Consider the following 15,233-nt stretch of genomic DNA (forward strand, 5'->3'; position numbering starts at 1 on the left):
ACACTCATTAAAGCAAAATAACAGATGAAATACCAAAGATCACTCAAAGGAGTTTAGTGCAAAGATCCTAAAACCACTCACAAATGGTAACTGTCTCGAATTTATAAACCGGCAGTTATTCTATATGCAGGTTATTGCAAACCCCTAATTTGTCTACTATAAATCTTGTTGCATTTAAGTAAGTTTATTTTGAATTTTTTGATAAGCCGACGAGCGCATTAGTCGGTGCCGATGTCTGATTTGAGAAGTTATATTAGCTTACAAAACCTAAAAAATCGGCGCCTTAAACGTTTTCTATTGCGCGGACGGCTCGCCATGTGCGGCGATTAGTAGCTCTTTAATTTTTTGGCGCAGGGCAAGATGAGCAGGATTGTCAATTTCACGTTTGTGATAGATAAACTTGTAAGGGATTGAGCGAACCGAAATAGGGCAAGGGAGCACTTGCAGGTTTAGAGCCTTACTCCATTTTTTGGCAAACGATTGAGATACAACGCCCAGACAGTCTCGGTCAGCAACGTAGAGAGCCATACCAGCAAGTGACGATGTCACTAAATCGACTTTTCGTTCCTGTATCTTTTCTTTGGCCAGTTGTTCGAATCCAGTCACGTTGTCCCATTTTCCTGAGAACAGGCAGTGGCTTTCTTCATAAAACTGTTGTTTTGAAAGTGTACCTTGGATTCTGGGGTGGTCATTTCGGCAAATGACAACCGCTTCTTCCGAGTATGCATCTTCAATAACAAATGACGAGTCTTTTGTTATGACTGTATCGATCGCTAAGTCGACTTTTTGTTGCCGTATAAGCTCAAACAGAATGTATTTCTCTGGTGGAGATTCATAAAACACCACGTTTTCTATAGAAGGCATGCTATGTAGCAGAATTTCCGAACAGCAGATTTCAAAATGGTTTTTATCAGATATTGCACTGTCAATGATACTTACCGCTTGCTGAAATTGAGGAAGCAATTGATGTGCGGTGGCAGTAAGAGTTATTCCGCGGCCTTTTTTTACGAACAACTGCTTATCTACGACTTGTTCTAATCGTTTTATTGCTGCGCTTACTGCCGGTTGTGTCAGACCAAGTTGCTCCGCGGCCTTTGTGTAGGATTGGAACTCGGCGACGACCAGAAAAGTTTGGATAAGGTTTAAGTCCATAATGCTACTCATAAATTAGATTTATAGATCAACTAATCTTGACGGTATTTATCGTCTGAAATTAGTGCTTTATCTTATAACAGTAATGGTATTGGAATGCGAATGCCATTTTAATGCATCGGCGAACTTTTGGAGAAAATATGAAAAATGCGACTAAAACGAGCAGTAAAAAACTCGTACTTAACGCATGTACTTTAGCGCTAGGTGCTGCCTCTGCAACCGCATACGCAGCTGACAAACCAAATATCCTCGTTATCTTCGGTGACGATGTGGGTTACTGGAACCTGAGTACCTATAACCAAGGGATGATGGCTTACAACACACCAAATATTGACACGATTGCTCAAGAAGGCGCGAAGTTTACTAACTTCTATGCCCAGCAAAGTTCTACAGCAGGCCGCTCTGCGTTCATCACGGGCCAGATGCCAAAACGCACAGGTTTATCAAAAGTTGGTATGCCAGGCGCCGCTGAAGGTATCTCTAAAGAAGACCCAACGATTGCGACCATGCTAAAAGAGCTGGGCTACGCAACGGGTCAATTTGGTAAAAACCACTTGGGTGACCGAGACGAGCACTTGCCAACTAACCACGGCTTCGATGAGTTCTTCGGCAACCTCTACCACTTGAATGCGGAAGAAGAGCCAGAAAACGTTGACTACCCGAAAGATCCAGAGTTCAAGAAAAAGTTCGGCCCTCGTGGCGTGATTCACTCTTATGCAGACGGCAAGATTGAAGATACTGGTCCTCTGACTCGCAAGCGCATGGAAACCGTCGATGGTGAGTTCTTAGATGCGGCAGAAAGCTTTATCGAGAAACAGGTAAAAGCGGATAAACCGTTCTTTACTTGGTTTAATACTACTCGCATGCATAACTTTACGCACTTACCTGAAGAGTACAAAGGCGCAACAGGTGCTGGTTTCTACGCAGACGGTGTGAAACAACATGACGACCAAATTGGTGAATTACTTGCCAAGATTAAAGAACTGGGTGTCGATGACAACACCATCATCGTTTACACCACTGATAACGGTCCAATGATCAACTTATGGCCTGAAGCGGGTATGACGCCGTTCCGCAGTGAGAAAAATACTGGTTGGGAAGGTGGTTTCCGTGTTCCTATGCTGATTAAATGGCCAGGGAAAATTGAAGCAGGTAAGACGCTTAACGGCATAATGTCACTTGAGGACTTCTTCCCAACACTGCTTGCAGCAGCAGGAAACGATAAAGTGACAGAAGAGTTGCTCAACGGCAAGAAAGCCGGTGATATGAACTACAAAGTTCATTTAGATGGTTATAACCAATTGCCTTACCTAACAGGTAAAACCGATCAGTCTGCTCGTAATAACTTCTTCTACTGGAGTGATGACGGTGATTTATTTGCTTTGCGTCAAGGTAAAATGAAGTTCCACTTCAACATTCAAGAGCATGAAACTGGTTTGGAAATTTGGCAGTACCCACTGACTAAACTACGTGTTCCACAAATGTACGATTTAAGTATTGACCCATTTGAACGTGGTGATAGTGGCATCGGCTATGGTCAATGGATGTACGAGCGTTCATTCTTCATGGGGCCGGCTGTAGCAGAAGTGCAGAAAATGATGGAGACGTTTAAAGAATTCCCTCCTCGTATGGAAGCTGGTTCATTTGTTCCTAAGTAACCTTGCACTTAAGCAAAGACTAGAATAAAAATGAATGGCGCTCTTAGGAGCGCCATACTTAAAAAAGAAAGTAGAAAAGCCAAAATTAAAAAGAGAGGCTGCATGAGCAAAATTTCACCACGTCACTCAACGGCGATGCCAATTGTTCCGATGAAAACTGCCTTCAAATCCGAGCAAGGAAATGAACGCCGCTTTCATGTGATGGCTAAACCCGGCGGCGCAAAGTGCAACATTGACTGCCAATATTGCTTTTACTTACATAAAGAAAATCTGCTTCATCAACCAAAACAACCCAAGATGGATGATGAAACTTTAGAGGCGTTTGTTAAGAGTTATATTGAGAGTCAAGATGGCGAAGAAATCGTATTTTCGTGGCAGGGCGGTGAACCGACGTTACTCGGATTAGACTACTTCCGTAAAGTGGTTGAACTACAAGCGAAATATCAGCCTAGCGGCACTCGCATTGAAAACGACTTACAAACGAACGGAATTCTACTTAACGATGAATGGTGTGAGTTTTTAGTCGCAAATAATTTCTTAGTTGGCTTATCTATCGATGGCCCAGAAGAGCTGCACGATAAATATCGTAAAACCCGAAGTGGTAAACCGACTTTTCATTTGGTGATGAAAGCGGTCGAAAAACTTCAGCATTATGGAGTGCGATTTAATGCGCTGGTGACGGTTAACCGCCACAATGTTAAGTATCCCCTGGAGATCTATCGATTTCTCACTCGAGAGTTGGGCGTGACATACATTCAGCTTGCTCCTGTGGTTGAAGCGAATGATTTTCACACTACAGCGCCTCAGTTTTGGAACGAGCAGATGATTCCTGAGTTGGGCAGTGAACTGGCTAAGCCAGGGCACCCAATGTCTGTAGTCACGGATTGGTCGGTAGATCCTGATGATTGGGGCAAGTTCCTTAGTGAAATGTTTGTTGAGTGGGTGAACAATGACCTAGGCCGTGTGTTGGTGAACCTGTTTGAAACAGCGGTTGCTCAGGTGATGGGTAAACCAGCGCAACTCTGCATTACCTCAGAGTTCTGCGGAAAGGGCTTAGCGATAGAGCACAATGGCGATGTATACAGTTGCGACCATTACGTTTATCCAGAGTACAAACTTTCCAATATTCACGAACATTCGTTGAATGAGATGGCGTTCTCTACGCGTCAGTTTAGCTTCGGTATGGCAAAACGAGACTCATTACCAGATTACTGTAAAAAATGTCCTTACCTTAAATACTGTTGGGGCGAATGTCCTAAAAATCGCCTTATTAAGACGCCGGATGGTGAAGAAGGGTTGAATTACCTTTGCTCTGGTATTCGCCGTTTCTTTGATGACACCTTACCTATGCTGGTAGGTCTATCTCAGATTTTACAACAACAGAATTCTAAGTAAGGAAGACGAATGAACAACGCGCAGCAAGCTATCAATAAACTGATTGAGCAGACAGAGAAAAGCGTCATTGGTCAAAGTCATGTGGTGCAAGCCTTGGTGATTGGTTTACTGACGAATGGACATATTCTGCTGGAGGGTTTACCGGGCACCGCAAAAACGCGTTCGGTTAAGTCATTGGCCAACTTGCTAAACACGAGTTTTGGTCGTATCCAATTTACGCCCGATCTTCTACCTTCGGACGTGACCGGTACCGAGGTTTATCAGGAGTTAGATGGCAAGCCTCAGCTGCATTTTCAGCCGGGACCCATTTTCAACAGTATTGTCCTTGCAGATGAAGTAAACCGTGCTCCCGCTAAAGTGCAGGCTGCGCTGCTAGAAGCCATGGCTGAAGGTACAATTACCGTTGGCGATAAAACCCATGTGTTACCCGATCTGTTTATGGTGCTAGCGACCCAAAACCCGATCGAGCAAGAAGGGACTTACCCTTTGCCTGAAGCGCAAATGGACCGCTTTATCATGAAAGTCACGGTAGACTATCCGGAAGACGCTGCAGAGCGAGAGATCATTCGCCTGGTTCGTAGCGAAGAGCTCGGGGCGGAAACCAGTTCCGAGTTGGTGACGCCACAGCATATTGAGCCCGATTTGGTTTTAGAAGCACGTCGCCAATTGCCCGATGTCGCGGTTTCTGAATTAGTTGAAGATTATATTGTCGCGTTGGTGATGGCGACTCGTAAGCCAGAGCGTTATGCAGACTCGCAATTATCTAAATGGATTGAAATTGGCTCCAGTCCTCGCGCTTCAATTTCGTTGGATAAGTGTGCTCGCGCCTATGCTTGGCTTCAAGGACGTGACCATGTCACTCCCGATGATGTTCGCGCTATGGTTCCGTCAGTATTAGGACACCGATTCTCACTAACCTATGACGCCTTAGCTGACGGTGTGGATCATCAACGAGTCGTTGAAGAATTACTCGATTACGTTGAAATCGGATAAATGGTGGCAATATGGCAAAGCCGACACTTGCTCCCAAACCGGAAGAGATAGATCACCGTTTATATTGTGATTACGCCAGGCTGGTGCGATTACAAGCGCAAGCTGAGTCGTTTAGTTTACTCCCTCACCTGAAAGCTGGCAGTGTGTTATCTGGCCGACACAACTCTCTTTTTCGCGGTCGCGGGCTGAATTTTGAAGAGCTGCGTCATTACCAGCTAGGGGATGATATCCGTAATCTCGATTGGAAAGTGACGATGCGCACGGGCAAACCTCATGTGCGCAGTTATACCGAAGAAAAAGACCGCAATGTCATCATCTGTGTTGATCAACGCAGTGCGATGTTTTTTGCTTCCACAGAGGTGATGAAGTCAGTAGTTGCTGCAGAAGTTGCAGCAATGTGTGGTTGGCGAGTATTAAAAGATGGTGACCGAGTAGGATTTGTTATTGCTTCCCATCAAGCCCTGTTTCATTCAAAACCACAGCGTTCGCAAAACGATCTTTTAACACAGCTAAAACACTTATCACGGGCGAACCAATTCCTCAGCGTTGATTCGGTTGATTCTGAAAAAGTAACGTTTAGTCGCTGGATTGAGTTGTTAAAGCGAATGAAGCTCAAACAATCCACGCTGATTTTTATTAGCGACTGGAGTGACTGTGAAGAGCAGCACCTCGACCACTTGAAACAGCTTCAACAGCACAACGATATTTTCGCCGTGATGGTCAGTGATCCACTTGAACAAACACTGCCCGATGACTTAGCAACATCAAAATGGGTGGTTGGTGATGGTCAATATCAGCTCAATTTGGATAGTAAAGCCAAAGTGGAAGCTGCAAGTGCAAAGCTGGAAGCGAAAACAGACGTGCAGCGTCAATCTTTAGCGCAACTGATGGCAATTAAGCATCTGCCTTACATTGAACTTGATACCACTGGTCAGCATGTCAAAGAGTTCCAAAAACTGGTAGGGGGGCGCTAAATGAGTGATTTTCCGCAGCCTCCTGGCTCTTACATTCTGAGTGAGCTTCATGACGTAACCGTACCGTCCAGTGTCAGCTGGTATCCTCAAACTATTGGTTGGAAAATTCTAGCTGCAGTGTTTGTACTGGCTTTAGTTTATATCGCTTATTGCTTGTTAAAAACATGGTGGATTAACCGCTATCGCAAAGAAGCTTTGGATCTGATTACTCAGATGAATCCAGACGATAGTGATATGCCTAAAACGTTATTTTCAATTTTAAAAATTATTTTAATTCATATAGACAGTCGCAATGCCAGACTGTTTGATGGTGCTTTTCTTAGCAAGCTTGATGAGCTTAATCCGACAAAAAGTGCTTTTAGTGATGAAACCTCAAACTTATGGCTGAAAAGCATTATTAACCCAAAAATAGAGCTGACCAACGCACAGCGAAAGCTTCTCATCGAGAAAGCAAATTGCTGGGTTAGAGAGCATTTGAAAATGCCCGCGGCAAGTCATTCAACGCCAAGAGAAACGATGAAGGAAGGAGCTCAGGATGAATGATTTTTTCTCTTCTATCTGGTTGTCTGGTTTCGAATTTGCCCACCCTTTATGGTTGATTATCTTACCGTTACCACTGGTCGTGTATTACTTAGTGCCGGCTTACCGTACCAAGCAAATGGCGATAAAAGTGCCGTTCTTTACTCAGTTAGTAGAAGCCATCGGCGAAACGCCATCTGAAGGGGCAAGCCAGCTAACGCCAAGTTGGTGGCAGCGCGCGACGTTAATTCTCTCTTGGATATTGGTTGTCTGCGCAATGGCTAAGCCCACGGTTTTGGGTGAGCCGCAGGTTCGTGAAAGTCTTGGTAGAGATGTGATGGTAGTAGTCGATCTGTCTGGATCAATGGCAGAAGCTGATTTTACCTCTCGTGCGGGTGAAAAAATCTCACGCCTAGAAGCTGCCAAAGAAGTGTTGGCAGATTTCGTGCAGTCACGTAAAGGCGATCGACTTGGTTTAGTGCTGTTTGGTGATGCGGCATTTGTTCAGACACCATTTACCGCTGACCAGAATGTGTGGCTCGAACTGCTCAATCAAACGGATGTTGCTATGGCTGGGCAGAGTACGCACTTGGGCGATGCGATTGGGTTAGCGATTAAAGTGTTTGAGCAAAGTGATAAAACGCGTGGTGAGTTAACACAAGCGACAGAGCGTGAAAAAGTTGCGATTGTATTAACTGATGGCAACGACACTGGCAGTTTTGTTGAACCAATAGACGCGGCAAAAGTGGCAAAAGCGAAGGGGGTTCGCGTGCACGTTATCGCGATGGGTGATCCCCAAACCATTGGTGAAGCGGCGCTTGATATGGACACGATTATACGAATCGCGGCGGAATCAGGAGGCGAGGCATTTGAAGCACTCAACCGGGACGAGTTAGAAAAGGCCTATGAAGAAATCAGCCTGCTTGAGCCAGAGTTGTATGAAAGTACGACCTATCGGCCGAAACAAAGTTTGCACCATTACCTGATGGTCTTGGTGGTATTGATGCATTTGCTCGCGTTCAGCGTAGCGACACTCAGACGAAGAACCAAAGCACGCTTTTCGACAGGGAAAGTATCGGTAGGAGAGCACGATGTTTGATTCTCTCAGCTTAACGCAGTTCTTTACTCAGTTTCATTTCATTCGTCCTTTGTGGCTTTTGGCGCTTATCCCGATGGTTTTCCTGATTTGGCTGCGCTGGCATGAGGAGAGCAAACCCAGCTGGAAAGATATTCTGCCCGATCATTTACGCGAGGTACTGACGATAGGTGAGCATGGCTGGCGTAAACAGTTGCCTCTAAAACTCCTGATAGTCAATGTATTCATCGCCATTTTGATTTGTGCGGGCCCAAGCTGGCAGCGAGAGGCGTCACCATTTGGTGAAGACAAAGCGTCAATGCTGGTAGTTTTGGATAATAGCGATTCTATGTTGCAAAAAGATCTGCCGCCAAGTCGTTTGGAGCGTTCTAAACAAAAAGTTCGTGATCTGCTAGCGTCAAGACAAGGTGGCAAAACGGGCTCTGTGGTGTTTGCGGGGACTGCACACGTCGCTATGCCGATCACACAAGACAACGCAGTTTTCGATCCGTTTCTTGCGGCCATTGATCCGGAAATTATGCCGGTTAAAGGTAAACTCGCAGAGCAGGCGCTAGTGTTGATTGATCAGCAATTACAAGGATTAGCCGGCTCAACGGTACTCTTAGTGACGGATGGTGTTAACCCAGCCACCATCAGTAAGTATGAAGATTATTTTGCCGATAGACCCTATCAGCTGTTGATACTGGCCGCTGGCAACCCTGATATTGTCAGTAATAACCCGATCGATCTCGACTCGCTGCAAACACTTGCAAGTAAAACTGGTGGAAGACTTATTGAAGTAAGTGTTGATAACACAGACATCCAGCAATTGAGCCGGTATGTAGAGCGTAATATGCAGCTGAATGGTGAGTCTTCTATGCCATGGAAAGACATGGGATATGCGCTTTTGTTTCCTATCGCATTGATTATGTTGATCTGGTTCCGAAAAGGTTGGTTAGTTCAGTGGTGTTTGATTGCAATGGTCTCTGGAAGCTTAGCGATGCCTAGCGAAGTCAAGGCTGAAAATGTATCGATAAAAGCGGAAGAACCTCAAGTTGTACAGCAAGTGACTGCGTTCGACAAAGCAGCCCAGTGGTGGTGGGATTTATGGCTCACACCCGACCAGCAAGGTCAGAGGTTGTTCAATAAACAAGAATACTTAGCAGCGGCAAAACAGTTTTCTGACCCCTTGCGAAAAGGCACTGCTTATTACTATGCCAGTGAATTTGAACTAGCTCATAGCGCGTTCTTAGAAATGCAGAATGATCCTTCGGAAGATGTCAGAGACTTTGGTTTATACAACGCGGCCAGCGCACTGGCACGTCAACGTGAATACTTGGCAGCGAGAGACCTACTTCAATCATTGGCGAGCAAAACAACACTAAGCCAAGCGTTACGTCCTGATGTTGAGCATAATTTGAAAGTCATCGGCGGCATTGTTGAGGAGATCAATCAGATGAGTGAAAGTCAGGCCGGAACGGAACAGGAGATGTCGACTGAGCTTGGTGATAATCCGCAAACAGCAGAAGGGGCGGAAGAGCAAACGTCTCAAGAAATGATGATCAAAGAGACACTGAGTGCCGCTGACATCTTAGGCAATCAAGAGATGGCAGATAAGTGGTTAAAACGTGTCGAATCAGATCCAAAAGACTTTCTGCGCTCTAAGTTTCAAATTCAGCTCAACTCGCTTTCAACGAGTAACCTTGCCGATGATGCCAATAATGGCGACAAGGAGGTGACGCAATGATGAAGCTGCTTCAACGCGTTGTGTGCGCTCCTATGCTGCACGTAATCTGCGTGTTAATGAGTTTATGCACAAGCTTAACTTTCGCCCAAGACATTCAAGACTTGCAGCGGAGTCATAATGTAGAAATAAAAGCTTGGGTTGGTAAAGCTCCAAGTGAAGATGAAAAAAGTACATCACCCAACTTCAGTGTCAACGAGCAAGTCATTTTGACTATTGAGGTGGCGACTCCGCGTTGGTTTACTGGCGGAACGCGAATTGGCTCTGTGGAAATCCCGGATGTGATTGCCAAACAACGTAACCAACTGGCAACCAACTTCACTGAGCGTAAAGGAGGGCAAACCTGGTCGCGCCAACGTTGGGAAGTGACTTTGTATCCTCAGGTATCGGGTGATTTTGTTGTCCCTCCCATTGCAGTGGGGGTTCAGGTTTCAGCGCCTGATGGCAAAAACGTCTCAGGAATCCTTTACACGCAGCCAGTTCAGTTTTCAGCATCGTTACCATCGGGTCTATTGAGCGATAGTAGCCAGTGGTTTGCTGCGACACATGTCGACGTAAATCAAGAGTGGGAAACGTCTTCTGAACCGCTAAAAGTTGGCGATGCGATCACGCGAAAAATTACCATAACCGCGCAAGACAGTTTGTCAGTGTTGCTACCAGATCTGCTCAAAGGTAAGTCGACTAACCGATATCAAGTGTACCCACAGCCTCATCGTCTTACCGATACGCAAACGCGTGGTGACTATCAATCTACCCGGACTGAAGAAAGTGTGTATGTGATTCAGCAGGGCGGAGAGCTCTCGTTACCTGCTTATGAGTTCCAGTGGTGGAATAGTCAAACGAAACAGTTAGAAAGCATCGTGATTGAAGGGCAATCCTTTCAAGCAAAACATACCTTAAAGTCGTTTGTTAAAGCCTATTTCGTCTGGATAGTTAGCCTTATTGTGATAGTGGTGTTAAGTATCGTTTTGTTTCTAGCCATCAAGCGTTATTACCGTTCAAGGCCAATTCCACCATGGCTGAACTTGCATCGATTGCTCAAAGAAAATCGCTGGGGAGAGGCGAGAGCCGCCCTTTATAGGCAGTTACGAGTGAACACTTCTGAATTGGAGATGCGCCATGCAGATTCTAGTGACTCATGGCAGAAAAGCTCATCTCGAATGCAAAGTGGAGAACGCAGTTCTAGCCTGATCAAGTCGATGTGGCGCAAAATTCAGACGAAACAAAATCATCTTAAACTTCGTATACCAAAAGCTTTACCTCAATTGGATAAGTTAAAGCAAAGAGATGGTATTGAATAAAGCTGAGCGCTACTATAGGCCTTTGTTTTTCATTAAAGAATAGATGTTACATGAGCCAAGAATTTATGCGTCGTGCGTTGGAGATTTCTCGAAATGCTCTACCAGCGTGTCAACCTAATCCACCAGTAGGCTGTGTTTTAGTTAAAGGCGGTCAGATCGTATCCGAGGGCTACACTCAGGCTATCGGTGGAAATCATGCCGAAGTGGAAGCGTTGAATGGATACAAGGGAACATTAGAGCAGGTCACCGCTTATGTGACACTTGAGCCTTGTTCGTTTGTTGGAAGAACGCCTGCCTGTGCGGTGACATTGGTAAATAATGGCATCAAAAAGGTTGTCGTTGCCATGCTCGACCCCGATCCTCGCAACAGCGGCCGTGGTATTGCTATTTTAGAGCAAGCTGGTGTTGAAGTAGAAGTCGGCGTTTGTGGTGAGGAAGTGAGTGCGTTTTTGACCCCGTATTTAGGTAAATCTTAATCCTTGGCAGTCACATAGCAAACCGAGAACGGTACCTGAAGGCGGTGAAACTCTTTAATCCAACGCCATTGGTTGTCTTGTAGTTTGTCGCCCGGGCCTTTCACTTCTATCCATTCAAATTGTTCTCCCTTAAATGCAATTAAATCTGGCATACCATTACGGTAAAGTTTGAGATCTCGGAGTTGGACGTTGAATAGATCGACTAACATTGATGTCGGAATCGTTGTGAGTGCATGTTCGATAAGCGCTTTACTTACCGCGCCCCAATGAACGAACGGGTTGCTTATCCCAATCTTGGCATCGTATTTTTCTATTAACTGTTTTGTATTTCCAGCTTCGAGGTTATTGAACGCGGATATGATTAACTTGTCGCGTTTAGAAGCAAAGTCACTGTGATACAAATCGAGTGGGCGATGTTGATACGCGTTTATAAAAGCGCCTTCTACGGGCGCAAAAATGGCGTCCCAGAAGGTTAAACCAAAGAGAGCATTGAGCAACGTATTCTCCGCATAAAACACTTGCCATCCCAGACGCTCAAAGTGTTCTTTGGTAACAAGCTCTACGCGATGTTGGGATAAATCCAGTTGGAGATGGTATTCATTGCATTTGGGTTTCTGAGCCCTGGGAACTTTTTGTCCAAGCTTGCGTTGTAGCCGTTGTTCTAGCTTTTGTGCCACTTCGAATTCTGCGACATCGATAGGGGAGTCGAGCATTTCAGTGACAATGTCACAAAATAAAGCGTCTTGCTGTAATTTGTCAAAGATACGTGCTCGGCGTTCTCTACTCGGGGGCAGCCTTGTCTGCGCAAAAATCGCCTGTGCTGATTCTAGTTCATTAATACGTTCGTAATCGCGCCCGATATCATTCAGCAGGTGCTCACGCTTTCTGTCTATATAGTTGTGAGAGACTGGCTGAGGCATGGCTTCAATGAGGAGATCAAGGTTGTTTTTGTCTTTGCGGTCAAACTGCCAGTAAAGGTTGGCGAGTTGGCTGAGTTCAATCAACTGATCAATTTGTTCACGCGAATCAAAGAACCGCCGCTCTTTGCTTAATTGATATTGCTCGAACTGATGCAGGCCAAGATCATCGAGTACGAATTGACTCAAGTCTTGATGCGTATTGGCGAAGAATAGAGTGAGCAACACATCTATCATATGCGCGGAATTGAGTTTGATGATAGTAAACTCGAGCTGGTCATAGCGATCAAATTCGGTATTACTTAAGCATTCAACGAGCGCATCTTTTTTAAGTGACTTAGGTAGCTCTGTATAAAGGGCTGAGATTTCCGGTTTTGTGAGTAAGTTAGCCGCTAGCTCTTGGTGAGAAAGCGCAGGGGATAGCTCAACAAGTTCCGATTGTTCGAGCTCTGACAGGGCTTCGTGAAGAGAAGGTATTTCCTGATAATTGAGTTTGTCACTGCGAAACCAACACCCTTTACGGCTATACAGTCGTACTAATAGGCATTGTGATGGTTTGCTCAGTTGCTCGAATGTTGTGAGCCAATGGTGCTCTTCCTCTAGTAATAAGTCACTGTACCAATGCGTAGCATGTTGGGTTAGCTTGAGGAAATTATCTAAATAGTAATCTGGTGCAAGTTCGACAGGTTTTTGCATAATTCGACAGGATTTTTATACCGATAACAAAAAAGGCTTAACCAATAGGTTAAGCCTTTTCATCATCAAATCAATCCACAATTATGCGATTTTAAGCTTCGCAACTTTTGCTTCAGTTAGTGGCTTAGTGATGAACGCTAATACGATACATACTGCCATCATTGCTGCAGAAACGGTGTAAGCCAGAGTGTAACCTTCGCCGTTGGTCATAGAGAAGCCAACAACCGCAGCGCCGATTGCACCACCAATACCCCATGCCGTGTAAAGTACGCCGTAGTTTGTACCATAGTTTTTCAGGCCGTAGAACTCAGCGGTTAGCGTAGGGAATACCGCGAGAAGTGTGCCGTAACCTACTGCTGCGATTGCCGTACCAATGATAAGCGTGAATTCAGAGTCGAATGTTGCGAACAACACCATGTTTACGCCCTGCAGAACGAACGCAAGTAGCAGCGTACGGACACCACCGATTTTATCTGCAAGCATACCAGCTGCAACACGGCCGCCAGAGTTGAATACTGCAAGAATAGACGCAAGGTACACTGCGTTTGGCAAGTTAGCTTGAACGCTTGCGATTGTAGTGATGTTGCCGATGATCATTAGACCAACAGAAGCCGCGAACGCGTACATGACCCATAGAGAGTAGAACTGTGGCGTTTTTAGCATTGCTTTCCAAGTTAGGTCATCTGACTTCTTCACCGCTTTTGGTGCCTGACCTTGTTTTAGTTTAGGCTCTGCTGGCGTGTAGTCTGCTGGTGGATTGTTGATGGTCGCTGCTAGAGGAACAGCAATAGCAAGAATGCCAACACCAAGAACCAAAAAGCTGGTTTGAATTCCCATGCTGTCAATCAATGAAGATGTTACTGGTGCCAGGTAAATAGCAGCCAGACCAAAACCTGCTGCGATGATGCCGTTAACCATACCTTTCTTCGATGCGTGGAACCACTTCATAGCAGAAGGTGACAAACAAGCGTAACCAAAACCGATACCTGCACCAGTGATAACACCAAACGTAATGTTCAGCATTAGAGGAGAGTCCACAAAGCCAGATGCGATCATCCCCAGACCTGTTAATACGGTACCCAGGATAAGGATCAAACGTGGTCCCATGCGGTCTTGTAGGATGCCTGCAACAAGAAGACAGATAGAGAAGGTGATGGTTGCAGTCGCGTATGGTGCTGAAGCCTCTGCGGCAGTCCAGCCGGATTCAGTGACCAATGCCTTGTTGAATACACTCCAGGCATACAGGATGCCAAGACAAAGGTTGATGCAGAAACCTGCTAGCAGAATGCGCATCGCTTTATCAATCTTGCTCATTTTTTCTCTCAGTTAACTCTCTAACAGGAGCCTACAACCATTCACTGTCATACAGTTTTGGGAAAGGCCTTTAGCTCCAACATTTGAGAGTGGTTTGTTTAAGGTTTTTTCTCAAAATAAGTTTGCGTTTTTCAACATTTGACGCAATTGGCGCGGATTATAACCAATAAATATGTGATTGGAATCTCTTTTTGGTATTCAATTTAAAAATAATTTGAATCTATAAAACTATGTGTACATAAGAGACTTTAGATGTAAACGATATGTTACCGATGGGTGGGGTGTCCTTTAGAGCCCCGAAGTATGCTAGCCAAATGAGAAGAAATATTGACGTTATGCATTCAGTTCACATTTTAGGACAAAAATTTCAGAGTATTTTGGTGTTAATGATTTGTGACAAAAGAACCTTAAATAAGCGGTTGTCTAGCTAAGTGTTGGATATAAAGGATTTATAAAAACTAACTTGTTAACCTTTTGTAATACATGCGGTTGACTGGCATGGTTGGTTGTTAAATGAACAAAAAATGTGCTTGTAATTGCACGTTAGATGAGCAGAATATAGCGAAAAATGAGTTTTCATTTATGAAGGGATGCTTTTTTCGATTTATTGTGAGGTAACTTATGAAACTGTTCCTAGTGCTTTTCGCTTCTGTTTCTGCAGGTGTGGCATCGGCAGAGCATTTCCATTCATTTATGTTAGGTCTTTCTATCGCTTCCTTGGCTGTTGGTAGCTGCTACTTTTTCGCTTTTCGTAGCTCTCGCTTCCCGCAACTTGCACTGTTCTTATTGATCTGTGGCATGTTGTCTAAACTGGCAATTACCGTTACGGGTGTGATGTGGGGTATGTCTGCAGAGCTGATTACTTCACCGATTGTGTTTGCTTTGTCTTACTTCTTCTTCTCTCTTGCAGTAACATACCTATGGTTTACTTACCGCCAAAGCATTACACGAATCCCAGAGCGTTTTAAAGCCGCGTAAAAATAGATTCAGAACATTAAAAAGGGGCCAGTAAGAATTTC

Annotated in this window: 13 protein-coding genes; 10 read left to right on the top strand and 3 right to left on the bottom strand. The window is 44.9% G+C overall.

What is annotated here, in order from left to right; all coding sequences use genetic code 11:
- Positions 1–294 precede the first annotated feature (294 nt).
- On the bottom strand, positions 295–1,152 hold the full coding sequence (locus OO774_RS21475) for a LysR family transcriptional regulator (protein WP_264906597.1): 858 nt from the start codon (positions 1,150–1,152) through the stop codon (positions 295–297).
- Between the two features lie 140 nt (positions 1,153–1,292).
- Between OO774_RS21475 and OO774_RS21480 the strand changes: the two genes are divergently transcribed.
- The 9 genes from OO774_RS21480 (at position 1,293) to OO774_RS21520 (ending at position 11,287) form a co-directional block, all read left to right on the top strand.
- On the top strand, positions 1,293–2,810 hold the full coding sequence (locus OO774_RS21480; RefSeq protein WP_264906599.1) for an arylsulfatase: 1,518 nt from the start codon (positions 1,293–1,295) through the stop codon (positions 2,808–2,810).
- Between the two features lie 102 nt (positions 2,811–2,912).
- Positions 2,913–4,205: an anaerobic sulfatase maturase gene (locus OO774_RS21485; RefSeq protein ID WP_264906600.1), complete on the top strand. Its 1,293-nt coding sequence runs from the start codon at positions 2,913–2,915 to the stop codon at positions 4,203–4,205.
- Positions 4,206–4,214: 9 nt separating this feature from the next.
- The gene (locus OO774_RS21490; RefSeq protein WP_264906601.1) at positions 4,215–5,198 is read left to right on the top strand and encodes a MoxR family ATPase; all 984 of its coding nucleotides are present in this window, start codon (positions 4,215–4,217) and stop codon (positions 5,196–5,198) included.
- An 11-nt stretch (positions 5,199–5,209) separates the two neighbouring features.
- Positions 5,210–6,172, top strand: coding sequence for a DUF58 domain-containing protein (locus OO774_RS21495; RefSeq protein ID WP_264906603.1), 963 nt, complete (start codon positions 5,210–5,212; stop codon positions 6,170–6,172).
- Positions 6,173–6,715 carry a DUF4381 domain-containing protein gene (locus OO774_RS21500; RefSeq protein ID WP_264906604.1) on the top strand — a complete coding sequence of 181 codons (543 nt, stop codon included), beginning with the start codon at positions 6,173–6,175 and terminating at the stop codon, positions 6,713–6,715.
- On the top strand, positions 6,708–7,790 hold the full coding sequence (locus tag OO774_RS21505) for a VWA domain-containing protein (RefSeq protein WP_264906606.1): 1,083 nt from the start codon (positions 6,708–6,710) through the stop codon (positions 7,788–7,790). Before OO774_RS21500 ends, OO774_RS21505 begins: the two co-directional genes overlap by 8 nt.
- Complete coding sequence (locus tag OO774_RS21510; protein ID WP_264906607.1) at positions 7,783–9,513, top strand: VWA domain-containing protein; 1,731 nt, start codon at positions 7,783–7,785, stop codon at positions 9,511–9,513. The genes OO774_RS21505 and OO774_RS21510 overlap by 8 nt, the downstream gene beginning before the upstream one ends.
- Before the next feature lie 32 nt (positions 9,514–9,545).
- Positions 9,546–10,811 carry a BatD family protein gene (locus OO774_RS21515; RefSeq protein WP_264908682.1) on the top strand — a complete coding sequence of 422 codons (1,266 nt, stop codon included), beginning with the start codon at positions 9,546–9,548 and terminating at the stop codon, positions 10,809–10,811.
- Positions 10,812–10,861: 50 nt separating this feature from the next.
- Positions 10,862–11,287 (top strand): bifunctional diaminohydroxyphosphoribosylaminopyrimidine deaminase/5-amino-6-(5-phosphoribosylamino)uracil reductase RibD, encoded by a 426-nt coding sequence (locus tag OO774_RS21520; protein WP_264906609.1) that lies wholly within the window; start codon positions 10,862–10,864, stop codon positions 11,285–11,287.
- Here the strand turns inward: OO774_RS21520 and OO774_RS21525 are convergent.
- Complete coding sequence (locus tag OO774_RS21525; RefSeq protein ID WP_264906611.1) at positions 11,284–12,900, bottom strand: VRR-NUC domain-containing protein; 1,617 nt, start codon at positions 12,898–12,900, stop codon at positions 11,284–11,286. The two genes, OO774_RS21520 and OO774_RS21525, sit on opposite strands and share 4 nt — an antisense overlap.
- A gap of 81 nt (positions 12,901–12,981) precedes the next feature.
- Positions 12,982–14,214 (bottom strand): OFA family MFS transporter, encoded by a 1,233-nt coding sequence (locus OO774_RS21530; RefSeq protein WP_264906612.1) that lies wholly within the window; start codon positions 14,212–14,214, stop codon positions 12,982–12,984.
- A gap of 621 nt (positions 14,215–14,835) precedes the next feature.
- On the opposite strand from OO774_RS21530, the gene OO774_RS21535 reads away from it, so the two are divergent.
- Positions 14,836–15,192 (top strand): NADH:ubiquinone oxidoreductase, encoded by a 357-nt coding sequence (locus OO774_RS21535; RefSeq protein ID WP_264906614.1) that lies wholly within the window; start codon positions 14,836–14,838, stop codon positions 15,190–15,192.
- The last annotated feature ends 41 nt before the right edge of the window (positions 15,193–15,233 follow it).

This window comes from Vibrio sp. STUT-A11, from assembly GCF_026000435.1.
Taxonomy (GTDB): domain Bacteria; phylum Pseudomonadota; class Gammaproteobacteria; order Enterobacterales; family Vibrionaceae; genus Vibrio.